The following is a 24,302-nucleotide window of genomic DNA, read 5'->3' on the forward strand; positions in this document are numbered from 1 at the left end:
GTTCGCCGATTGTTCGCGTCTCTACGGGCGTTTGAGGCCGTTGAAGTGTGCTACCTGGATCACCGGGGGGCTGCCGTTGGCGGCTGGGGGAACTAGATCTGAGATCAGGTAGCCGCGGCCGGGCATCAGGAAGTTCTCTGGGCGGACATCGCGGATCTTGATTCTGTCGTCGCCACAGGCCAGCGAGAGGATGTGCGCCCGTACTTCGTCGAGGGCGGCGATCGGTGACGCCGTGCGCGCGCTATCGGCGTTGTATCCGCGGTGGGTTGCGGTGGCGATGACACGGATGTCGACGCGGGTTCTGAGTCTGATGATCTCGGCGAGCAGGCTGGCTGCTTTTGGTGAGGGTCCTTGGTTGTCGCGGTATCCGTCGATGTTGTCGACGAGGACGAACAGTGTGGGTCCGTCGAAGAAGGTTTGTTGTTCTTCGACGGTTTCGTCGATGTCTGTGCCGGTTTGTGCCCGGCGGTTGGCTTCGTTGAGTACTGCTCTGAGGATGCGTTGGGTGTCTTCGCGGTCGCCGTAGGCACCTAGGTAGTGCTCGCGTTCGAGGAATCGACGTTCGCGGGCCAGTCCTCCGCGCTCGTCGAGGATGATGATTTTGGCTTCGTGGGGTGCGAACGATCCAAGGATGCCGGCGATGATTGTGCGGAGCAATGTTGTTCGCCCTGACTGCGGTCGGCCCAGGACGAGTGAGTGGGGGCTGTAGAGCATAGGGTGCGGATTCCATGGGAGTCCGGCGATGGTCATGTCTACGTTGTTGAGGCCCAGGGGGATCTCGATGTTGCGTTGTGGGCGGCCGGGCAGTGGCGTCTTGCGCATCTGGGTTCGGCGCCATGCGGGCCATATCTGTTGGAATGGCAGGTCGGTAGGTAGAGGCTTGAGGACGGGGATCCGTTGGTCTGGTGTGGCGGCCTGACTGATTTGTGCGCAGAGCTGGCTGATGTCGTCGCTGTAGTCGCGGGCTTCGAGGTGTTCGATCTCGGCGACGGTGGGTTCTGGGATGTCTTGGGTTACGGGGACGGCGAAACGTGCCTTGAGAACGTCGTGTTTCTTGTTTCCGTTGTGTGTGCGGGGTGACAGAGTGAGTCCTGGCTGGCTGACGGGGTATGCCTTGAGGATCTTCTTTGCTTCGGTGCCGGCATCCGGTAGGTTCTCGGCGCCTCGCAGGTAGAACGGGCTCACTGCTTTCTGGGCGACCTGGGGTAGGTCCATGGCGGAGTTGTCGGTTGTGATGGCGAAGTGCACGCCGAATGACGGGCCGGCTTCGATGAGGCTGCCTAGGCCGTTGACCCAGCCGAAGGTCGCTTGGTCTTGTTTGAGTTCGTTTTGCAGTGAGATCCAACCGTCGATCGCGACGAACAGGTAGCCGTAGGGGTCGGCTGGTTGGGGGTTGTTCTCGCGCCATTGGAGATATTCTGCGGTCGAGGTCAGCGAGTGTGTCGCGAAGAGTCTTGAACGCAAGGTGAATACGCGTTGGATCTCCGAGAAGATGCGTTCACGCATATCGGTGTTTCCGCGGTTGGCGTATCCGGCGACATTGGGTAGATCACGGGTCAAAGCGAGACGGCCACCTTGATCGACGATCACCCAGGACAGCATCCGTGGTGCGTGACGCAGCGCCGAGGTGACGATCATCGTGGTGAGTGCAATCGAGCGGCCTGACTTGGCGGTGCCCGAGATGATCACGCTACCTGCGTTGGTGGTGAAATCGGTGCTCAACAGCGACTGACTGTGATCCATGGGGTGATCGACAATCCCGAGCGGGAACATCAGGTCGGTCAGGCTGGATGCCGGCTGCAATGCACCGAAGGCCTTGAGCTGGTACAGAGTTACCGTTTTGCGCAAAGGCGGCGTCCACATGTCGTGCAGGTCGACGTCGACCGGGACTGAAAGCTTCTTGATGAGAAGCGAAATTTCTGATCTGTCAGTGCGGATCTGGCCGTCGTTGGTGGAACCAGCGTTGGAAGGCGTTGGTGCCGTCGATGACGTGTCATCGGCGCTGTCCCATTCGTTGGCAAGAGTGAAGGTGCTCAGCGAGCCGGACGGAGCTGGTCCGGTACTGGCTTTAGGTGCACCGGGTTTGCGGTACTCGGCGAGGTTGTTGGCCGCACGCAGATGAACGGGGTCACTTCCGGAGAACTTCCAGAAAATGTGTCCGCCTTTGACGTAGTTCTTCACGCGCTGCTTCACAACGTTGTCCTCGGCCGCCTCGTCGCCGATGACGATGCGGGACAGACTGGGACTGTTGACGACCAGAGAGCTTTTGAAGTTCATCTCCGCCCACAGCGGGGGCTGGGCCTGCAGGAACTGCAGTTCCTGTGACGCCAACTGAATCCACACACCGCAGGAGCGGCCCTGTTTGACGATGTAGGTGAAGACTTTGGAGAATTCACTGCCGTAGTGGTCATTGAAGATCGACGCTTCGTCGATCAGCACGATCAGGATGGGCAGTGGCTTGAGTTCGTTGCGATACTTCGGCATTTCGCGGAACTGCAGGTATTTTCCTGCGTCCGGCAACCCGATGCCGAGACGGTGCTGCTCAGCAGCGAGCAATCGCTTGCGTCGCTCGATTTCACCGAGCAGTGTCGCCGCGAGGCGGTCGAGGATCTCAGGATCGCCTGTGTCGTTGACCATTCCGCGTATATGAGGAATGGTGTGGAACCCGAGAAATGATGCCTCGCCTTTGAAGTCAATGATCATGAAGTTGACTTTGTCCGGCGGATGCCAAGCGCAGGTGGACAGCACGAAGTTTTCCAGCCAGATCGATTTTCCGGATCCAGACTGCCCCTGGTACGCGCCGTGGACGCCTTCGCCGCCGTAGTTGCCTGAGCCCAGGTCACGTATATACGGTGTGCCGGTTGGTGTGCCGTCACGGTACAGAGTGCCCAGTGGGACCTCCATACGCGGATCGAATCTACGCTCTTTCCAAAGCGTTTCAGGTGAAAAGCTATCGAGGTCGTCAATGCCCAGGAGTTCCGACAAACGCAGGTCGCGATTGTTCTCCGACAGTGCTTCGGTGTCGAGAATGACCTCACCGGGGTTGGCTTCGCGGTATCGGGCCATTCTCCGAGCGAACGCCTCTGCGGCATCGCGTGACATCTCGTCAACGGCTGCGACTTCCGATTGTGGTGGTGCAGTGAGAATTCCCTGCTTGTTCACGACCAGGTATCGCGTTTTGTCTGAATCCAATGCCGAGGTCATAGAACGCTCCGTGTCGGGTGATGTCACATCAATAGCGGCAGATCTTTTCCCAAGTCTAAGTGCCGGATCGCGCCTCGAGTCCGCTTGCGCCCACACGCTCAACAGCAGAAAAAGTCTCTGAGGCCGAGCAGAGATGCGTGGTGCTACGGGGAGATGCTTTTGGCTTTTTCCTCTTTGTCTCGGCGACGGCACTCGTCATAGACCTCCACAGCAAGTCCTTGTGCCTGCTTTTTGTCGGTAACTACGGGGCCACCACTGGCGAGATCGATCGCAGTGGATCTCGCGGCTACCAGAAAGGGTGTGTAATCGGTTTGGGGGTCGACGCTTTGGGCGATCTCGATGTCAGACGCTGTGGGGCGGATCATGTGGTCACGCAGATAGCTGTCCCATTCTTGCCAGGCCGGTTGCCAAAGGTCCTGCACGTGGCTCCACCGATAGAGCAGGTAGGCCGAGGCAGGCATGATTGTTGCGTTTGGTGGTATCTCGGTGATGATCTTCTGCGCTTCGGGGGTGAAGCGCCCATCGACCACAGCTGTTGAGCCTGAGAGGCACTCAGCGCGGTGGGCCGGCAAGTTGGGTGCTCCGCCGCGAAGGTAGGCCGCGAGCTGGCGCGCAGCGTCAAGGGGGGCGGTGACGGTGTATATCGCCGCCAATGCCACTAGCGCTGCGGCGAAGGGTATTGCCACCGATAGAAGCAATTTGAACCGCAGTACGACGAACAGTCGTACAGCCGCGCCGCGGCCCAACCGCAGTGCCAGGGTCAAGGGGTTGAGTGTGGCGAGGAGCCGATTCATCGGCGGGCGAACGCTTGTGCCAGAAGCGCTTTTTCTGCGGAGTTGAACTCCCACCGGACTTTCACGTCGTTGTCACCGGTGCGTACGTGCAGGATGCCCGGGGTTGAGCTGGCGTCGATGAGGTAACGCGGACGCTGTTCGATCGGGTATTCGGTCCACACGATGCGCACCGGCGCGGTTGTGTGATGCTCGTCGCCGAGCGAGGTGATGGTGATGTCCGGGCGTTCGTGTGTGCTGATGCCCGCGTGGCGCAGCCCGCGAGCTATGTGGCCCAACTCGGGGGTGCGCACGTCGAGACGCAGACCGAGAGTGGCGGACCTGACTAGCAGTAGTTCTATGGCTTGGCGTGAGCCGATGATCCACAGTGGTTCGTCGCAGGCGACGGTGGTGTCGAGCCATACGCGTTTGGCGCCGTCGAGGGTGTAGCCCAGGTAGATGCCGACGCCCCCGGGGGTTGTGCGTGCTGTGGTGACGGCGTCAACGGGCACGATGGCCTTGGGTACTGCAGTAACGGGTGGGGGCACAGCCAGGGGCAGTGCCGTGGTCGCGATCGCCGCGTGCTGGCCGTACTCCCTGCGCAGACCGCTAGCTTCGGCGAGATCGACGGTGTCGAGGCGTTCTACGCGATTGCAGTAGAACCGTTCGACGTGGTCGGTGCTGGGCCCGGCCGGGGTCATCCTGGTGATGCTCGCGCACACTTCGGTGGTGGCCCGCAGCCAGTCACCGTGGGTGCGATCGGTGGCTTTTGCAGTGGGGGTGAAGGAGACCAGGTGCGGGGCGCCTTTACCGGCGTGTGCGAAACCCTCTTCCGCGATTGCGTCCGCGCCGAGTAGCGCGGTGATGTGTCGGTGTAGTTGCGCTGCTTGGGATTTAGATAGTTTGCGCGCAATGAATCCTTGTAGGGCGATTGCTCTGTGCGCGCGCGAGGAGGCGATCTGCAGGGTGCGGGCCATGCCGGACGCCAGTGTTGCGCGGGGATCTGAGTAGGTGTCGATTTGGCGGGCGGCAATGCTGTTGGCCGACGTGGCTGTGTCCAGCGTGACCCGTAGATAGGTGCGCCCGTAGGCGATGGCGTTGATCGGTCCGGTGGTGGTGAAGGCGACCTTGGCCAGGTCGTTTTGGTGAGCGTAGGTGTAGCCGATCGTGACACAGGTGAGGTCGTGGAGTTGGATGTCGAATTGGCGCAGTTCGTGGCGGATCGGATCGAGGTCAAGCGTTGGCGATGACCACGCGTCGTTTTCGTCGAGGATGTTGGCGGAGAAGGGTTTCGGTGTGACCTCGATGAGGACGCTGGCGTGTCCGGTGGTGTGGTCCCACAGGATTGCGGTGTTGTTGTGGGAGAGGATCTGAGTCAGTCGCGGTATGCGTTGTGTGCAGCTGCGCCGGTGGGTTATCCAGCCTCCGACGGTCCGGTCTCGGTAGGTGATGATCAGCGCCGCCAGCCAGGCGAGAGCTGCGGTGGCGGTGATGTAGCTGGTGTAGGGCCAGTGTGTAGTTGCGGTGAGTGTGAAGTGTAAGGCTGTCGCTGCGGCCACGACGGTGAGCGCTTTGCCTACGGTGGGGGTTGTCAGTCCGAAGTGCATTGCTATTTCGCTTTCTTGCGGCGTGCCAGTCCGATGATGTAGGCCGCGGCCAGCACGACAGCGGCCACGGCGATCGCAGCGATAGCTATGGTGCGTGCCAGGGTGTCCGGAGCCGGCGGGGGCGCGTAGGGCTCGGCCGCTTTGGGCGGGATCCCCGCCGCGACGATCGGACCTGGGTCGAGCTTGTTGGTCAGCGCTGCGACCGGGTCAGCAACGCCTGAACCCATGATGTTGGTGATGGTGTTCGCTGGGCTGTGAGCTGTGCGTTTGATCCGAGCGATGACCTGGTTGGCGGTCAGTTGCGGGTGTAGCTCCCGGATGAGCGCGGCCAGACCGGACACGTAGGCCGCTGCATAGCTGGTTCCGTTGACCGGGACCGGGTTGCCGTCTTGGACTAGAGCATTGACAAGCGCTCCGGGTTGCGGCTCGGTGGGGTCTAGGGAAGCGATTTCGGCAGCAGGAGCAGCGACACCAACCCAGGGGCCTGGCATGGAGTTGGCATAGGGATCGCCGGTGAGGTTGGTTCCACCCACCGAGAGCACGAATGCTTCGAAATACGATGGTATTGAAACTGATTGGGCTTGTGTCCAGTTGCGTGGATCGGCTGGCTCATTCGGGTTGTATTCAGGGTTTGGCTTGCAGGTGCTGCCCCCGGTGTTGCCGGCGGCCGCGACGATGACCACGTTCTTCACCACGGCCGCGTAGTAGAGTGCGCCGGCCAAGGTGCGCAGGTCTGGTAGGTGTCCTGCGTCCACGCAGGCTGTGAGCGACATGTTGATGACGGTGGCGCCCAGGTTGGCTGCGTGGACGATCGATTTGGCCAGGGTGAGCAGGTTGGCCGCGCTCTTGTCCGCGGGTGTGAGGTTTTGAGTCTCAGGTGTGTTGTCCACGGTGTATTGGCCTGAAGTCTGCCGGATTGACAAGATCGTGGCACCGGGCGCGATGCCCACGAAACCGTCGTTGACCGAGGGTTGGCCGGCGATAATTCCGGCGACGAGGGTGCCGTGGTGGTCACAGTCCTGCAGGCCGTCGGTCGTTCCGACGTAGTCCCCCCCTGGAATCAGGTTGGGAAGTCGGGTGACGCGTTGCACTCCGGAATCGATGACGGCGACGATCTGTCCGTCGCCGCGGGCGAAGGTGTGCAGCTGCGCGGTGTTGAACGCCTCTTGGGCTGGAATGGTCTCGAACTGGGAGTTTTCCAGGATCGCTGACTGCCCGCATTCGTGAGTTTGCTTCATCGGGTATACCGGCGCGGGGTCGGTGTCGGGTGGGGCGATGTCGGCGGCGGGGTCGAAGGTCCAGGGGGTGGTCGCTTCGGCTAGCCCCGGTGCACACAGTGTGAGTGCCACCAGTACCGCTGTGGCGGCGGCAAGCATTCTCTTCACGTGAGTCACCAGGCCCGGAAGATGCTGAACAGACCCATGAACGAGTAGCCAAGGATGGCGTAAGGCACGAAATACACCCACCATTCGACGATGTCGATCACGCGCTTGATGCTGTTGCTGTTAAGCGAAACCTGGCGGATTGAGACAATGACGGTCAGAGCAGCCGTCAGGGTCAGTGCCGCGATGATGATGGCCACATTGAGCTGCAGGCCGTCGGTGGCCACTGAACCGGCCGCAAACGCGATGACCGTGGCTGTCGCAGCGATCCAGTAGGCGGTTTGCAGCAGCGCGTCGCCACTGCACAGACCGCGGAACATCAGTGCGGTAGCGACAAGCACGATGAAAATAGCGGTGAGCCACCATGATCCGTGTGGATACAGACCGACAAAGAAGGCTGATCCGGCGATGACCGTGCAGAATCCGATGGTGACCGCCAAGATCGCGTAGCGCGAGGCCGCGACTCGCTCTTTTTGATGGAAGATCGAATCGAGGGTTTCGTCCTTGCTCGTCATCAACGGGAGCTTGGATACGTCGCCTTTGAGGTTCTTGATGTAGGACTCACCGTTGGCCGCGATGTAGGGCAGGTTGATCTTTGCCAGGCCCAGCGCGATTTGGGATGAGAACGCCAATGCCAACAGCCCCAGTGCCATGGATTGGGCCGCGATCACCATATGTGGCCAGCTGTAGGCGCATGACAGCAGCGGTGCCACCGCCGCCAGTATCGCGGCCGAGGCGACAGTTACGTGCACTAGTGGATAGCGTTTTGTGGCCGCATAGATGATCACTGAGAGCGTGGCCAGCACCACAGACACCAAGATGATCGTATAGACCGACAGTGCTCGCGGTATCGCCGTCGCTGCTGCGCCGGCGATCAGTCCGTATCCCAGCCAAAAGCCCCAGCGCGGTACTGATGCCGTTTGGGGATCGTCGCCGTAGTCGCAGACGAAGGTGATGGCAAAAACCAGCGCTGCGACGGCAGTCAGACCCCCGACGATGCTGTATCGGGCCAATGCCGGCAGTTGGGGGTTCTGCGCGACGTAGGTAACCAGGCCCGTCACGGCCACGGCGGCGCATACCAACAGTGCGACGCTCGACAGGGGCCGAGAGTATCGCTCCGACCAGGCCGCAAACTGGGATGTCTGCAGTTTGGCGATGAACTCGGCGTGGTCGTCGATCAACTCCGGGTAGACCTCTGTGGGGTTACCTTTGCGGAGATATATCCGGTCGCCAGAACGTATTCCGGCGTCATCGAGAGTGCCGTCGGCTGGAATCGCCTGTCCACCGAAGCGTTCCAAGTGCCAGGCGACGGTGCGCTCGGCGAAGTAGCTGGTGTCGCGGCTGGTCTTACTCAAGGTGTTGCGGCAGTAGGCGACCAGGTCCGACATAAACGCCGAGACAGTGGTGTGCAATGGCAATGTCATGTCGATGGAGTGACGTGGGATGGTCACTGACACGTTCACTTTGTCTTCATCGTTGATCGTCGTTGACATTGTCAGTGGGCTTTCTGTTCGGTACCGGCGCGGCTGAGTTGTTTGCGTCTGACCGGTGGGGCTTCAAACCCCATTTTTTCGAGGGCTTTTCGGGTGACGATCCGCTCGGCGAGCACTTTGTCGTATTCGTCCCTGTACTCGCTGTCGGCGTTGGCGAGATCGTCACCAAGTTCAGCCAACGCTGCCGACTCCTGTTCGCGCAGGGATGCGATTTCTGCTTCGAGCTCGCTGGTCTGGTCGTGTAGAAGTCCATTGTATTGCTGCTGCACACGCAAGCGTTCGTTCTCATTCAGTTGTTTGGCATTGCGGCGCAGTTCTTTTGCCTTAGCGTCTGCTTCGGCCAAGATCTTGGCTGCCTGCTCTGACGCATCAGCACGACGCAGTTTGGATTCCTCGGCGAGTTGTTTGAGGGCGTGTGTCTTCTGGGCCTTGACGTCCTCACGGACGTTGCGCAGTTTCTCTGTGGCGACGGTGATCTGGTCTTGTATCGGCCCCAGTGGTCCCAGGGTGGCCGATCGAATCTCGTCGCGGCGGCCGACAGCGGCACCCAGTCGGTCACGCACTTCGTGCATATACGCTTCGATGTCCATCTTCGCTCCCTTTGGTGTGTTCAGTGCTGGGCAGTGCGGTCGGGAAGTTTGTCCATCAGCAGCGCTGCGGCCCGCTCGAATTGCCGCCTGGTGTCCTTGCGCAGCAGGGACAGGTTGATCTCTCCCCCAGTGGCCAGATGTGGATCCAGCGGGATGTCGACCAAGCAGGTCGATGGATCGTTCTGCGGCGATAGTTCCCGCACGAGTACGTTTTTGGTGGCGTCGACGTCGATGACGACTTCATTGCCCGGGGCTGCGTCGTTCCACAGGAGCACCGTCCGGGTGAGCAGGTACTTGTAGTCGGAGTCGCGCAGAAGGTCGATGAAGCGTTTGACGTTGTCGATGCTGACCGAGTTCGGTGTCGTGACCAGCACTACCGCGTGTGCTGATCGGATTGCTGGCCAGAATGTCGGTACGCGACGGTCTGGGCTCATGTCGATCAGGTTGACCATGTACTCCCTGTGCAGTGCACCCAGGATTGTGTCGAACTCGTCTGCGGCGAGTTCGTAGTCTTGGTAGTGCTGGGCAGCCACGAGAGCTTGAAGGCCTGCGGGGTTGGAGTACAGCTGAACCTGGATCTCACTGCCCGAGAGCTTGCGGGTGCTGACCGAACGCAGAAATAGCCGAGTGTCGGACGTGACAGCGCGGTTCTGTTCGACAGGCATCCGCCTGCGAAGCGAGCCATCTGTGGCGCTGTCGAATGCGACGACGTCACTGACATCGCGGTGGTGAGCCAGTGTCGATCCCATCGCGATCGTTGACGTTGACTTTCCTACTCCGCCTTTGAGGCTGACGAAGACGACGTTTTGCGGGTAGGCCAACTTCCGCTTCATGCGCAGCACGTCGCGGTCGTAGTCGAGCTCACGTGCCGATTTGGACAGCTTGATGCCGATCTTGGCCAGCCCACCGCGCCAACCCTGCTTCGGGCCGGTACGTTCGGCGGCTGCGGTAGACCAGGCTGTCTCGTCGGGTCCTTGCGGGGCGGACTCTGCGACTGCTGGCGGCCAGGCCGCCTCGTCGCCTTGAGTGGGAGCCGGGATCGGAGGGTAGAACTGATTGGGGTTGTTGGGGTAGCCGGATGGAACGGCGTGAGAGCTCGGCGCCGGGATCCGGTGCCGGCCGTCTGCGGGCTGGCGAAACTCCGCGCTGTCCCACCGGCCAGGATCTGCGTCGATCTGCATGGGCGGGGGGAAAGGTGCTCGCACCTGTTCTGCAGGTGGTGGCGGAGGCACCGGGGCCCCCCGGTTATTGCGCGCGACAGGCATGTTGATCTCTGTTCTCTCCCATGGGTCGACGTGCGGGTTGGCATGCGCCTGCCGGAGGAAAGCTGGGTCCTCGAATTCGGGAGCAGGCGGCACGTTTGACCACGGCGCCTGTGACTGATGAGGGGGTCCGCCATTTCCATTGAGCTCAGGCCCGCCGTTGTGCGGGTTGGCATTGTGCGGTTCGTTCGTCGATCCGGTGCTGGGGGTTGGGTCGGTGGGGTCTGTATGTTGGGCCATCGTTGATCTCCTCGGATTGAGCGGTTCAGCTGTGAAATTCAGTAACCCAGTTGCCGGATTCATCAACACCTGAGGTGAAAAACGTTGTACTGGCGGGTAATAACGCGCGTGAATCAAAGGTTCCCTCCCAGCCCATGGCTCGCATGATGATCTCCATGTACGAAATGCGCGCCAGGTATGTCGCTGATGTCGACGTGGGATCGAGGGGCTCAAGCGGGTTGCCTCGTGGGTCCGACAGTGTCGAAACTGTCTGTTGTCCTTGGCTGTCGAAGTCTGGGCTGCTCAGGAGTTGCGGGGATGAGGTGGACGCGACGAGGTCGCTGGCGTCTTGTCTTAGGCGTGCGCGCCAGCGTTGGCGGGCGTCGATGAGGTGCGGGTTGCTCTGTGGCGGCGAGACGGCGGCGGTGTCGGCTGCCGCGGTTGTCGAGTGTCCTGGGAGGGTTGCGTTGTCGGAGGACGGAGAGTCGGGGTGGGGGAAGTTCTGCGGCGAGGGAAGCTGGGGGTGCTGCGGAGCGCTTGCAAGCTGGGGCCGGTGTGAGCTCCGCGGTGTGAGCCGATTCAGAATCGATTGCACTTTGGTCATCACTGGTGGGGCGAGAGGTTGGCCGGCGTGGTCACCGATGGTGTTCACCACGGCCATTGCACCGTGAGTCTGTGGGGTGTCGGAGATTGCGCCCGGCGTTGCTGCTGCGACGCTGGTTGATCCTGCGGCGGGGCTGCCTGCTGTGCTCGACAGAAGTTTGTCGTTTGCCATTTGTTTGACCTGCTCGCGTGTTTGGTTGGCCCATTGCGATCCTCGTTGCCGCGCAGTGGAGATCATTCGATCCAGGGCCGTAGCTTGAGGGTTCAAACCACCGGGGAACGCAAGTGACCACCACCGCGACGAGGGGTCCTGTGCGTTCGGGGTGGCGTTGGTTGCCGATTTCAGCAGCCAGTTGCGAATCGGGCCGAACTGCTTTTCGAGCGCCCACACGAAGGTGGTGAGCACGTAATAGGCCGCTACCAAGACGGCGAAATGCACCAGTGTGGAATCTGTGATTGCTTCGGCGATCTCCACCGCTGCTGGCGGTCCCAGTCGCGCCAGGGTGACGATCCCTGAGGCGATGAGCAGGTTCGCCACGGCCGAGACCATGAATCGCATGAATTCGTCGAGGGGTCGGTCTTGCCACGGGGATGCGGCCGCCATAGCGGCAGCCGCGGCGAACCGCACGATCGCCAGGATCAGATGGGTAGCGAAGGTGATGACGACAACCACACCGAACCGGAAAAAGATGAACACCGGGATCAGCGCCAGCAGCGTCATCACGAAAGTAGTTCCGACGCTTTGCGATGCTTGGATCTGTTCGGGATCCAAGCACGACATCGGTTCCCCGAGCTCAACGAGTCTGGCCCATTGTTTGGCGCACTCAGGGGACAGTTGTGAGCCGTAGTTGAGCATCCAGGTCAGCGGCCGCAGGAAATTGGTCAGCACAGAGCTGTCGGTTCCATCGACTACGACATCACCCACCTCGGTTGCCGGCGGCTGCGTAGCCTGGGTGGGAGTCGTGCCGGCGATGGCAGCGGCGTCGTCGGTGAAGCCTCCCAAAAGCCTGACCCAACCGGTGAGAACATTTCGCAGGGTCCCGGCCGGGTTGTAGAGCAGCGCGAGGATGAGAACGTACATGCCCAGCGACGCCACAGTGCGCTGAGCCATCGCCTTGAGCGCCTCGTCGGTGTTGCGAGCTCGGATTGCGATGACGAGTAGTGCAGCAAGGAACACCGCCGCCAGAAGCACGGTCGGCGAGATGAACGCAAAGATTGCGCCTGTGACTGTGGTCCAGGCTTTTTCGATGGGAGTTAGCCAGCCCCCTGGATTGATTGCGAAATCCAGCAGCTGCGAGGAGTAGGCCGACGGGATGATGACGAACAGGTACATGATGTCGCTGGTGAACCAGGCGAAGAATTCACCTGGCCCCCATCCGCCATCCAGGAAGAGTCGGTAATGCGCGACCTTTGCACCGTTGCGGTCAATGAGGTTAAGGGGGGCCAGGACCCAGTTAGCCCACACGGTGGCGGCCTTCGGTGTTGGCCGACTCCAAATCGTCGACGCGCAGGATTTTGTCCGGCCTGGTGTCCGCAGCGGTCACGCGTTTGGGAATGAACGGCAGGAAGGTTTGCATCTTGCCCACGCGTGCCCCGTCGTACCACAACAGTTCGCCTTCGCGGCCGGGCCGAACCTGATTGGGGCGTTCAGGGTCGTCGCCGATCGGTGAGAGCTCGTGCGCAATCAGCTTCAGTGCTCGCGGTGTCGGCGGGACGTGAACTTTGGCTAGCGCAGGGATAGCGTTCTCAGTAGAGCGTTGGCGGAAGCTCCCCCGTTTTGTCACCAAGTCCAGGCTGTCGCCAAGGTCTTGGGCTGTCTGGGTGCCGACCAGCACGATGTTCTTAAATTTGCGCCCCTTCTTGTTGGTGTCGGACAGGATGTTGCGCTTGATGATCGGCGCGTCGTAGGAGTGGGCCTCGTCGAGCGTGAAGAGGTTGACTCGCTGCGATCGGTCGAAGTAGAACTTGGCCAGCGCGGCGATCGTGGTGAAAACAGCCGTGGCCATGCGGCTGCTTGTCGCGGTGGCGGTCTCCCCGTCGCGGAGAAGGTATTGGCGGGTGTTGAACACTACGAAACGCGACTGGCTGGCGTTGAATGCCGGCAGATCTTTGACTTTTCCGCTGTCTACGTCAACTGGGTCGAGCAAGCAGGCAGCTCCGGGAAGTGCCTTGATGGCGTTGAATGCTCGGCGCAGCTGGACGGCGACTTCATCACTTTGGTGCGCGATGTGTTCGAAAACCTGGCGGGTCGTTCGCAGTCCGGGGGCAGTGCTGAGCGGACTGTAGTGCACTTCCCGATAGGCGGGTGCGATGACGGTAGCCAGCCGCTCGTACTCGCTGGAGTTGAGTTCCACACCGAGCAGCGGGCACCACGTGTCCAGCCACGCTGGGGTTGCTTCTTCGGCCGGAAGACATTTCAGCAGATCCAGCGAGACCTTGGGCGCCATGAGGTCAACAGGAATCGAGTCAGGGAACTCCGCTGCGAAGACCACCATCTCGCCAACTGGGTCGATAGACCACACTTCCCCGAGTAGATCGTGGACGGCGCCGCTGAGCACCTTGATGAACTCCGATTTGCCGACGCCTTGCTCCCCGAAAAGCAGAATGGAGCCGTCTCCGCCGGCAGTGGGATTGATCAGATCGTTGTACACAACCTGGCCGAGTGAGTTCTCCTTGTTCACTCCGATCGGCCAGCCGTAGGGATCACCCAGTGTTTGGCGTCGAAGCGGCATGACCGCGCCCAGCAGTGCAGGGGTGAGGCTGAGTCGCGTGTCTTCGATCAGGCCGGTGGCTGCGGTGCACGGAAGCATCGCCTGCCACAGCTCGACCTGTGAGCCGACGTGTCGATACAGCTGGAAGCTGTCGTCGCTGCCATCTTCGGTGGAAGCCATCTCGTCGATGACTCGTTGAACCTTGTGATCAAGAGCCCGGTGGTTGGCTGCGCCGAAAACGAAACTGAGGTGAACGTTGGCCAGCATGTTCTCGCTGCTGGCAGGGCGGTACAGGTTTCGAAGCTGCGCGTCTTTCTCGGCATATTCAACAGCGTCGAACTCCGACCGTGACAGTGCCTCGTCGTCAGCATCGTTGCGTCGCTGTGCCTTTGCGAGCACTTTGGCTGCTTTGCGTCCAGGTAACGGTGTGAAGGTCACGCGGATCACGACATCGGCATCGAGGCCGTGGAAGCCGTCAACGATCCCGGTCATTTTCTGAATCGCGTAGGAACCTTGAATGGATGGCCCCGACGCCAGAGTCAGCATTGTCTGGTAGGTGGTGTATCCGTCGGGCAAGTCGGCAGTTCGCCGGCCCGGAGTGTGCACTGCGACGCTGCTCTCCCGGCGCAGAGACCGATACCGGTGCACAATCCCGTCGCGGAAAACTCGCCGCAGCCTTTTGGGGTCGCCCGAAGATTGTTTGGCGCAACTCTCGACGAACATATCGGTCACGGAGTCAGCCTCGTGGCCAGTCGTGAGTGTCACGTGGCGGAAGTTGTTGTTTCCCGGGACCATCGACGGGGTTCTCGTCCTGGCTGGCATCACGGGTACAGTGGAGCCACTCAACCCCAACGTGCTCGCACGTTCCAGCAGCCAATCTAGGTCGCCAGGATTCGTGCGAGCGGCCCGGAACTCGGGCGGTATCGCTTCCCAGATCTGCCGTTCGCGTGATTGGACTTCTTGGGTGTCCACGCCGGCCTGCGTGCTGGCGAGCCCAACCGAGTCCAGGACGCGCTCATAGAGTTTCAGGTCGACCGAGCCGACTTTCATTCCCAGCCAGAACGGGCGTTCGAAACTGTTGCGCTCCCCCGTTTTGTACATGTTGTTGAAGTAGTTCAATCCCTCATTCGCGGCGCGGTACCACGTCTTCTCATACTGAGCCCAGTTGGGAACGTGATCGATGCAGCGACGGGTCAAGACTTCTGCGGGCACCTTGACCTTGACGCCACGCGCATACACCTCGCTGATGAAGCCGAGACCTGCAAGCTTTGCGAACAGGCGTGCGTTTGCGCGTTGCCCTGACTCCACCGAATCGATGTCGTGCCTGGTGAAGTTGATTCCCTCAACGAGGTAGTTCACCCATGCGTCGCCGTTTTTCAGGATCACAATGTTGCCGTGTCGGGCGGCTATCGGTGACGGCCATTTCCGCTCGTTTGACCATTCGGGATTCTTGAGACGCCTGCGCAGAAGTCCCAACTGTGTTCCTTCCCTTAATGCGACGCCCGGACGGGGGGGTGCCATTGTTGTCAGCCAATGTGCGGTGACTAGTGCGGCTGCGACCGCAATGCCGCATACGGTCCATCCGGCCAGTGTGTGGTCGATGTTGGTAAGAACGAACATCGCGGCAAATCCACTTAGGCCGATGGAGCCAGTGAAGGCTCCGATGCGGGTTCCAAGCACTGACCATTCGAACGGCGGCCGTTGTCGTGCGGTGAAGAACCAGATCCGCCGCATTGATTTCCTTCCCATCGAGCACGTCAGAACAATCGTCGCATGCTGTTCGGGGCGTCAGTCCGCTTAAAGCCAACTGCCGGGTGCGCGGTTTACGGATTTTCTTGATCTGCCTGGACTGCGAGATGCGAACCAGGCGATGTTTCAGTTTCGGAATCGTGTAGTCAGTGGGCTACTGCGCCCGGCCGTGGGCGGCCGTGGGCGGCGAACCTCTGGCACTCAAATAGCGTTCGGATGAAGTCACGCTTGGGTCTGACTGCGCCCAAACATGCCCTGCCCCTTGGGGGTTCCACTCCAGGGTTCTGCGTCCCCAATTGCCGGCCCAAGGTAGGTCGCCGCAGTCTTGCGGCGGTCCATCCTCAAAACGCGCCCACCTGCGATATTGCGATCTTCACTGGTCGCTTCGATGGTCACTTCCGGCCCAATTGTGACCTCATGCACGCCCCAATTCTTACTTTGTGACCGCCCCAAAAGTGCCTTAGGAAGCAGCTTTGGACAATCATCTGTAAGCGGACGGGTCGACTTCCGGGGCACTTACAATCACTGGGTAACAGCCCTCGGGTTCGGCTTGGATCAGGAGCGTTTTTTGGAGGCTTACCTCTACTCTCAGGACAACGGTGACACGCCGCTGTCTTTAACTGAGGCGCTGATTGATCTCTCTGATCTGACCAACCGCGGAGTGCTCAATCAGAACAGCTCGGTCTGGATCAGTGCGCATTCACCAAAGCCCGACATGTGGATGCTCAACGATCGCTCCAGCTACGCCTACATTCATCAGTCGCGGACACCCGGTTATGTGCGAATCAATAAGGCTGGAATCCGGTGGGCGCCAGACTGGGATTCGACAATCAGCAACCCATCTCTGACTTTGTCGACAAAAGACATTTCGGTTTCGGATGAGGATGATGTCAGTATCACGCTGATTGTGAAACATCGAATTCAGGGACAGTCTCTTACGGTGATCAAGCCTGATGGCACGAAGGGCAAGCTGTCTGGAGGCTCCTACACCTTCGGTGGGTTCACCGTGATCGACCTACTTGCCTACGAACCGCGTCCGCTTCCCGAAGCGGATAGCTACGAACGGTCGCATGCTGCGCATATGGGCGCGCATCACATCCTGCGCAGCGTCCCAAAGAGTAAGCGGCGGGAGCTTTCTCGCTATATCGACGCTATGCGGTTTCCCTTGAGCGAGAGCGATATGGAGGCGTTGCAAGAAGTTCATCGACAGATGCGCCAGATTTCGTCCTCGTTTGTGTCCAACCTTCGGGCCCGGTTTGCAGAGCGTGGCGCACCAGAGGATCTATTGGCGATCGGACGGACGGCTAGCGATGAATGATCTTGCCTACATCGACAGTCTCCAGGATCGCGCTGACTGCCCATTGGTGTTGATCAGTGACCGCCAGCCGCAGCGGGATCTGCATGGTGTACCAAGTCTTTTCAGATGCTCCCCCGCGGACGGTAACCAACACGTCGGCGGTGGCGCCAGGAGCGGGCTCTACCGGAAGAGCCTCTTTGGAGAGGATGGTCTGCACGGTTGCCGACGTGAACGGACTCGACGCCAACGGCTTCTCTTCTTTCGGAAAGCTCCCCGTTACATAGCGGCCCATGTCCAGGCTGGAGCCCGGAACAAAGTAGGCGGTCGCAAAGTTGGCAACGGTTTTCCCGAGCGCGCTGCCTACATCGACTGCGTTGGCGTAGCCCGGCCCAACCTGCATGGAGCGGACCTCCGGATTTCTAAACCGCGGGAGCGCGGTCGCCTTGTAGGCCCCACCGGAAGACAGAACGTTGACGACCACGTTTCCGAACTGCACCACTCCAGATCCCGGAGCGGAGTATCCCACCTCAACTTCCACTTCCCATTCAGCCGAATCTGGCTCTTCGGCTACGCGGTTGATTGTGTTGACGTTCGTACTCGTCACATTCCAGGGCTCCTCCGCAAGGAGAACCGCGCGCGGGTCGACCACCATGGAGGCCAGCGTTTTCCGGCTCTGCTCCCCCACCCCAGTGAGGCTCAGCCTCACCACCCGGTCGGCAAAAATCGCAATTTGAGCGGTCGTTGTGTTGAGCCCGATGTAGCTGGAGGTAGGCATGGGCTGCTTGGAATGCGAATTCCATGCAGCCCAGCCGGCGACACCCAACGCGACAGGCCCGCACAGTACAAAGATGGCGAAAATCAGCCCCGCGTAACGGTTTCGGCTGGGGTCCAGGAATTTGAGCATAAGAGAATTTTACTGCCGTCAGGAGAGCCAAGTGTCGCGTGAAGACTTCCGCATCCCGCGGATTCAATTGCCTCAACTCGGATCCGCCGTGCCGGCAGAACCCCCCTTAGATGAACAGGGAACAGTCCGCAAAGCAGACGACCATCATGACCGTTTTCGACGGTTTCTCGCTACCGGCGATGGTTTGGATCAGCTAGTTGACGCCGTCGAGCGCGACACGGTCGGCAGCGACGGCAGAACTCCAGCCCAGCGCGCCGCCGAGGCTGAGCAGGCTCATCAGGAGTTAGTGCAGAGCCGATATGCCGTTGATGCGCCTGTCTCCACCGTTGCGTCAAATGCGCGCAATCTCTTCGACGACGATGAGTTCCCCGATTGCGATGGTGAGGCACGGCCACTTCAACATGGTGATCCGTCTGCCCCCTCGTCAGCTGGACCGGCGGACGCCGCAGTCGCTGACCACGAACCGCTTTCTGGTTTTCCTCCACCCCCGCCGCGTCAGCAATCACCTGAAGATGATCCCGAGAATGACGGGTTCTCCGGTGCGCAGCCTGCCGACGATGACGACACCGAGGAACTCCGCCACGATTACAGCGGCGGCGCTGATCTCGATGACGGCGGCCCGGCCCCTGCTGCCTCTGACAGTGGTGGCGATGATGGGGTGCCGCCTCCTGGTTCACTGTGGGAAAGCACCCATGGATCGGATTCAGATAGCTACGACCCCGGGTCGATCATTGTTGATCCCGAACCCGATCGAGCGGACCCGGGGGTGATCGCCCAGTGGTTCACGGATCGATATCAGCGGCTTTGGGTACCCCTCGGGATCGTTCAGAAGGTGGTCGCCGTGGGCGTTGTTGTCGCGCTGACGTTCTGGGGCGGTCATCTGTTGTTCAGTTCTGGCGGCACCGCACCAGAGGTGACGGCGGCTGATCCAATCGTCGACACGGCCGCCCCGCCTGCAGGACCGGCAGCTGCGCCGCTGCCTCCCGACGGTGTTGAGGCACCGGGATGCCCAGCGCGGTCACAGCCGGCGGCCAATGCCTTCGACGGGAAATCGGAGACCGCCTGGACGTGTGTGCGCGCCTTCAACACCGATTTGCAGACGGTCATCATCACCTACTCCCAGCCGGTCGTAGTGTGCTCGATTTTCGTCATTCCCGGCTTTGAGCACGTCGACAACAACGGACGCAACGCATGGAATGAACATCGGATCGTCACCCGCATCATGTGGCGCGTCGGTGGACAGACGTTTCCCCAGGACATCGATCCGTCAGCACATACGGGTGCAACGGTCCAAATTCCCTGTGTCGCGACCCAAGTCGTCACCGGGAAGATTTTTCAGACCGTTCCTCCCCCTCCAGTTGAGGGGGACAATGGACCTAGCGATGAGGACATCAACTCCACGTTCGCCATATCGACGATCACCATCAACGGATATCCCGCAGGCGGGGTGCCCCGGTAGCCGACTCCATCACAAAACAGTTCAGATCCGTTCCGGAAAGCGAGAAGCGAGCACAATCATGACAGAACTGCTGACGCGCTTGGCAGGCGCAATCAGATTCATCAACGATGGTGATTCGGTCAACGCTGAAGCAACCCTGCGTTATTGCGCATCGCTTGACCCCACGCAATGCGACGTGTGGATCACGTTTGCTGCGGCCCGCGGAGGAGTAGTGGACCATGATCTGCTCCACCGAATCGTGTCAACGAAGAACACGTTCGACATGTGCTTTACACAACTTGACTTTGAGTACATGCAGGTCATCCTCGACAGACATCCTCACCTTCCGTTGGGTTTCGCCGGTCTGCGGGCGCCGTTGACGACCCTTGCTGGTATCGACCTGGCTCACTCAGCGTCACTCGTCCTCGACAAGCAGTACAGCCAGGCCGAGTCTGCGCTTTCCCGGATTCACGATGAATCTGCCTACTTGCTTCGGGCGTGGTTGTACCACATGACTTCCCGGTTTCCTGACGTGCTACGGGAAGCGGCACATGTTGTCAGCTCGTCAGCGGAGGTCACAGCGCTGTATGCGCGTTTGCTTACCGGCATCGCGCACGCTCATTTGGGCAACTTCAACGCTTCTCGCGATCACCTGGTCGGACTATTGCCGACCGAAGCGGGTCTTGTTGATGCCGAGGCCGCTGCCGAGGCGGCGTACTGGATCGCGCTGACGTGGCGAGAGGAAGACGACCAGCAGTCTTCTGCCCAGTACCTGCAGCGCGCATTGTCGCTGTCGCCGCAACCCCGCTTCCAGAAGGCCTTGGACGACACGAGTATACGGATCCGCGTTACGCGTTCGGAGCTCATCGAGCGACGCACTGAGCCGTGGGATGTCGCGACCGAGCCGACTCTGGCAGAAGCCCAGTCGCAGGAGATGGCGACCAAACGCGGCGGAATGCTCGAGGAGGGGTTGGCCGAGTTGGACGCCCTCGTTGGCATGGATTCGCTCAAGTCTGCGATTAGGAAGCACTGCAACTATGTGCGCGGGCTGAAGCTGCGTGAGGCTCGTGGGCTGAGGGCCAGTAAGGCCTCCACACACTTAGCGTTTACAGGGCCCCCGGGAACTGGCAAGACAACGGTCGCCAAAGTGGTCGCGAAGATTTACGCGGGGTTGGGGATCATCGCGAGCGACAAGTTTGTCTCGACCAGCCGTGCTGATTTCGTCGGCGAGTACTCAGGGCATACCGCGCCGAAAACGAAGGCCAAACTTGAAGAATCGCTCGACGGTGTGCTGTTTATCGACGAGGCGTACATGCTGGTTGCCGACACTGGCACGGCCGGTTCGAAAGATTCGTTCGGCGCCGAGGCCGTGACAGAGATCCTGGCGTTCATGGAGAACAACCGTGATCGGGTCGTGGTGATCATCGCCGGCTATGCCGATGACATCGACCGCCTGTTGGAAACCAACGAAGGATGGTCATCGCGGTTTACCACCCGGTTCGACTTCACCTCGTACACCATCGAGGAATTGATTGCGCTTGCTCAATTGTGGTGCCAGACCGAAGAGTACGTGCTGTCAGAGGAGGCTGTGGAGTTCCTGCGATCAACATCGAAGGCGCTTTACGCCGACCACGGCACGTCTGGTCATCGCGTTATCGATGAGCTTGGCAACGGTCGATTCATCCGAAATCTGATGGAGGCCGCCTCAGCGAATGCTCTCGACGAGACGATGGGTGACTGCCTAGGCGACGATGTCGATGACCAGGCGTTGCAGACGCTCACAGTGTCTGCCGTGCAGGATGCGTTCAACGTGTTGACACGAAAGGCGCTCGGGGGGAAGGCAGCCTAATGCGTTTTCTGGTGACCAAACCTCAGCTGTGGGGAACGCGGTGGCAGACCGCTCGGGTCGAGAAAGCAATGATTCGTCGCGACACCAAGGACTTGGAAACCCCACACCGCAACCAGTCCATGGCGATCTGGAGTGGGGCGGCAGCCATGGTGCTGCTGTGTGTCGTCGGGTTCATTGTTGCCAAGATCAGTCCCCAGTCCAACCAACGTGACGCCAAGTTCATCGTGACGGCTTCGGGCAGCCCGTACATCGAGTACGCCGGGTCGTTGCACCCAGTGCTCAACCTGGCCTCTGCCCGACTAATCCTGGGGTCCCCGCAGACCGCCAAACCGGTCAAGGACTCCGTGCTGGATACTCGACCACGCGGCCAAACGATGGGGATCCTCCACGGCGCGGAGATGCTGACCCCGCGCGAGGACGACACAGCCCGTTGGACGGTCTGTGACGCTCACAGCGCCTCGCTTTCGTTGACCACCAACCAATCTGTCAAGACGACGCTTATCGCCGGTGTGAGCGACCTCAGAGGGCAAAAAGAGTTGGCAGCGCCGACGGCTGTAGCGATGCGCGACCCTGACACACCTGGCCAGGTGTGGGTGTTGTGGGGCAATCGGCGCGCGACCGTCAGTGGTGAGGACAAAGCGGCTCAGACCGTATTGGGACTGACCCCGGCCGTCATGGGCAAAGCTGCGCCGATCTCGCGAGGGCTGCTCAACGCGATCACACCCGCTCCCCCGATCACTGCGCCGTTTATCGCCGACCGCGGACAGCCCAGTAGTGCTGTTGCAGGGATGAAGAATGGTGACATCGTGCGATCGAAGACGGTGTCAGGTAGCGATGTGTTCACCGTTGTTTACGGCGACGGTGTCCAAGAGGTCCCCGAGTTTGTCGCTGATCTGCTTTCGGCGGCAGGTTCGGCGGTGACGACGACTCCGGCCGCGGACCTGCTGAAAGCTCCGCGCGTGCAGCATGTCGATGTTGACGCCTTTCCTTCGCAGGCGCCGGTATATGTTCAGTCGCCGGTGATCTGTTGGACATGGTCTCGTGGGGCCACTGATGCCGCCGCGGCAACCAAACTGACTATCGGGGACCAACTTCCCATCGCGCCAGACGATGCGTCGCAGATCGTCCCGCTGCTTGAGGCGACCGGAATCGAGCAGGCCGAACAGGCTTTCACCGCTCCTGGGAAAGGCTGGTATGTGCGGGTCACCGGCGAGAATCGGACCTCTGAGGCACGTGAGCAACTGCTGTGGATCGATGACAAGGGTGTTCGGTATGCGATCGGGCTCGAGGGCAACAGTTACGACGCGACCGTCGAGGCCCTGGGGATCAACCACAAGCCGCCACTTCTCATTCCATGGAGTATCGCCAAGCTCTACGGGCAGGGGCCCACGTTGTCCAAGTCCGATGCGCTGGTCTTGCATGAGAATTCGGGTCCAGATCTGCGTCAAAAAGCCGCCCCAAAGCCCGATAACAAGTGATCTGACGGGAGAATTTCGTGACCAGTCCGATTAGCCCGGTGCCCCGGGTTCCGATCAAATTCGGCACGAAGGTCAACGGAGAAGAGGTCTCCGTTCAGGTGAATCCGCCGGGCAAGCTCAAGAAGCAGCCGCCGGCGCCGATGAGTCGAACGATCCTTATCCGATTCATCATTGCCCTGGTGCTCTGCGTTATCGGAGTGATGATCTTTCTCGGTGTGCGCCAGTTCAATCCAATAATGCTCATGAGCATGTTCGGCATCATCGGCATGATCGGCGCGATCGGCGGTGGTGGCCACCTGTTCGGCGGCAACAACCCGCAAGGTGAGCTGAGCATCGAATGCCAGGACTACGCCGTTCATTTGCGCGAGCAGCGCAGCAACGCCCACGCACTGGGCCGGCACATCCATGACACCCAGACAGCCATTTACCCCCATCCCGCCACGCTGGAGGGCCGGTGCGGAGAAAGCACGCAGATGTGGACCACGGCTCCTCCCGGGGAGGCTCAGATATCCACCGGACTCAATGACCGCGAGCTGGCTGAATCAGCGCAAACGAATCCCTGGGGAACCGCCCGCGTGGGCGTTGGATATCGGCGAATGGACCCCTACATCAAGCCCACAGCCAATGATGCGCCTGAGACATACGAGCCCGTCCAGGCCGCGGCGTACATGAGGTTCATTCGCACCCACAACGTCATCCCCGAGTGCCCCATCGGGGTGGATATCTTCGCGAAACCATTCATCGTGTGCGCTGGCGACCCCGACAAGCTGCTCGGGGTCGCCAGGGCCATGGTCTGCTCTCTGGCAGACAACCATGCCCCTCGGCATCTGCAGGTGGGGATCATCACCGAAGAGGTCCAGGAATGGGAATGGATGAAGTGGCTCCCCCACTGCCGCGACATTTCCCGGCGCGACAAGAATGGGCCTGCCCGATTGCACTGGCCGACAGTTTCTGACTACGCCCGCGATCAAGCCAATCTGATCCAGAACTCCGCCCCGCACAGCGCAAATCGCGACAATCTCGGAGGCAAGCCCTACCGAGTGATCTTCGTCGACACACCAGGGCACACACCTGATGTTCCCACCGGGATCACCGGCGCTGGACTCGCTGACCACACGTTCATCTACGTGCGCCACGGTTGAGATTTGTGCGACAGGCGAGCTCGCCTTCGTACCACTCCGCCTCATGCCAGTCCGTGGACCGTCGGGGGCGCGCTAATGACCGCATTAGGCATCTCAGGTTGGTCCGATTCGGGCGGTTGGCCGACCTGGAGATGCCGGGATCGGTTGGGGCGGACGAACACTGAGTTGGTGGAACCGACGTTCGCCGCACACGCGGTTGCCGGTCGGTCGTGGCCGAGGGATTGGCCGAAATCGCCCCCGAAGGTGCGTTTGGGGCGGCCTCGAAGTCGATATTGGGGACGCTCGCTAGGTCGCAATTGGGCCGTAGAAGGGCGTTCTGATCGCGCCTAAAGCTCGTAAAACCGCAGGTGGGCGGTCTTATAGGTCGGCCCCACCGAGCAGTCTCACTTGGGCGAGTTGGGGCGGCGTTTGGGGGCGAAGGGTTTAGCAGTCGAGCGGCGCATGAGGAACTCGAATTTGGGTATCTGGTCGGGTCGAACTGGCGTTGTTTTTCGAACGAGCGACAGGCCCGTCGATGCAAGCTATCGCAGTTCCCTGTATCAGAGCGCCGAGCTCCTGCTCCCCAGCTATGGGCAGGCGGGGACTGCGCGCAATAGGCGGCTAT

General features: G+C 60.6%; 15 protein-coding genes. 5 read left to right on the forward strand and 10 right to left on the reverse strand.

Going from position 1 to position 24,302, the window contains the following annotated elements; genetic code table 11:
- Positions 1-21: 21 nt before the first annotated feature.
- From E0T84_RS21100 to E0T84_RS21140, 9 genes are all read right to left on the reverse strand, one after another.
- The gene (locus tag E0T84_RS21100; RefSeq protein WP_138745442.1) at positions 22-3,204 is read right to left on the reverse strand and encodes an FtsK/SpoIIIE domain-containing protein; all 3,183 of its coding nucleotides are present in this window, start codon (positions 3,202-3,204) and stop codon (positions 22-24) included.
- Positions 3,205-3,347: 143 nt separating this feature from the next.
- On the reverse strand, positions 3,348-3,968 hold the full coding sequence (locus tag E0T84_RS21105) for a hypothetical protein (RefSeq protein WP_131813059.1): 621 nt from the start codon (positions 3,966-3,968) through the stop codon (positions 3,348-3,350).
- A gap of 26 nt (positions 3,969-3,994) precedes the next feature.
- The gene (locus E0T84_RS21110) at positions 3,995-5,581 is read right to left on the reverse strand and encodes a hypothetical protein (RefSeq protein ID WP_064925368.1); all 1,587 of its coding nucleotides are present in this window, start codon (positions 5,579-5,581) and stop codon (positions 3,995-3,997) included.
- 2 nt (positions 5,582-5,583) lie between these two features.
- Positions 5,584-6,957, reverse strand: coding sequence for a type VII secretion-associated serine protease mycosin (gene mycP / locus E0T84_RS21115; RefSeq protein ID WP_064925366.1), 1,374 nt, complete (start codon positions 6,955-6,957; stop codon positions 5,584-5,586).
- Positions 6,958-6,971: 14 nt separating this feature from the next.
- On the reverse strand, positions 6,972-8,456 hold the full coding sequence (eccD, locus tag E0T84_RS21120) for a type VII secretion integral membrane protein EccD (RefSeq protein WP_064925364.1): 1,485 nt from the start codon (positions 8,454-8,456) through the stop codon (positions 6,972-6,974).
- A gap of 2 nt (positions 8,457-8,458) precedes the next feature.
- Positions 8,459-9,046 carry a hypothetical protein gene (locus E0T84_RS21125; protein WP_064925362.1) on the reverse strand — a complete coding sequence of 196 codons (588 nt, stop codon included), beginning with the start codon at positions 9,044-9,046 and terminating at the stop codon, positions 8,459-8,461.
- Positions 9,047-9,066: 20 nt separating this feature from the next.
- Complete coding sequence (locus E0T84_RS21130; protein ID WP_064925360.1) at positions 9,067-10,227, reverse strand: AAA family ATPase; 1,161 nt, start codon at positions 10,225-10,227, stop codon at positions 9,067-9,069.
- A 346-nt stretch (positions 10,228-10,573) separates the two neighbouring features.
- On the reverse strand, positions 10,574-12,595 hold the full coding sequence (locus E0T84_RS21135; RefSeq protein WP_048895757.1) for a hypothetical protein: 2,022 nt from the start codon (positions 12,593-12,595) through the stop codon (positions 10,574-10,576).
- The gene (locus E0T84_RS21140) at positions 12,585-15,575 is read right to left on the reverse strand and encodes an ATP-binding protein (RefSeq protein WP_165608876.1); all 2,991 of its coding nucleotides are present in this window, start codon (positions 15,573-15,575) and stop codon (positions 12,585-12,587) included. The genes E0T84_RS21135 and E0T84_RS21140 overlap by 11 nt, the downstream gene beginning before the upstream one ends.
- A 565-nt stretch (positions 15,576-16,140) precedes the next feature.
- Between E0T84_RS21140 and E0T84_RS21145 the strand changes: the two genes are divergently transcribed.
- Positions 16,141-16,908: a hypothetical protein gene (locus E0T84_RS21145; protein ID WP_064925356.1), complete on the forward strand. Its 768-nt coding sequence runs from the start codon at positions 16,141-16,143 to the stop codon at positions 16,906-16,908.
- Here the strand turns inward: E0T84_RS21145 and E0T84_RS21150 are convergent.
- Positions 16,895-17,791, reverse strand: coding sequence for a hypothetical protein (locus E0T84_RS21150; RefSeq protein ID WP_064925354.1), 897 nt, complete (start codon positions 17,789-17,791; stop codon positions 16,895-16,897). The two genes, E0T84_RS21145 and E0T84_RS21150, sit on opposite strands and share 14 nt — an antisense overlap.
- Positions 17,792-17,822: 31 nt before the next feature.
- Between E0T84_RS21150 and E0T84_RS31890 the strand changes: the two genes are divergently transcribed.
- The 4 genes from E0T84_RS31890 to E0T84_RS21165 are packed head-to-tail and all read left to right on the forward strand — an operon-like array spanning position 17,823 to position 23,698.
- Positions 17,823-19,250, forward strand: a complete 1,428-nt coding sequence (locus E0T84_RS31890) for a hypothetical protein (RefSeq protein WP_165608875.1) — start codon at positions 17,823-17,825, stop codon at positions 19,248-19,250.
- A 58-nt stretch (positions 19,251-19,308) separates the two neighbouring features.
- On the forward strand, positions 19,309-21,078 hold the full coding sequence (locus tag E0T84_RS21155; RefSeq protein WP_064925349.1) for an AAA family ATPase: 1,770 nt from the start codon (positions 19,309-19,311) through the stop codon (positions 21,076-21,078).
- Positions 21,079-21,089: 11 nt separating this feature from the next.
- Complete coding sequence (eccB, locus tag E0T84_RS21160; protein WP_165608874.1) at positions 21,090-22,556, forward strand: type VII secretion protein EccB; 1,467 nt, start codon at positions 21,090-21,092, stop codon at positions 22,554-22,556.
- Positions 22,557-22,594: 38 nt separating this feature from the next.
- Positions 22,595-23,698 carry a hypothetical protein gene (locus E0T84_RS21165; RefSeq protein WP_064925345.1) on the forward strand — a complete coding sequence of 368 codons (1,104 nt, stop codon included), beginning with the start codon at positions 22,595-22,597 and terminating at the stop codon, positions 23,696-23,698.
- Positions 23,699-24,302 lie beyond the last annotated feature (604 nt).

Origin of the sequence: Mycobacterium sp. DBP42, assembly GCF_005924235.1 — a bacterium.
Lineage (GTDB): Bacteria > Actinomycetota > Actinomycetes > Mycobacteriales > Mycobacteriaceae > Mycobacterium > Mycobacterium syngnathidarum.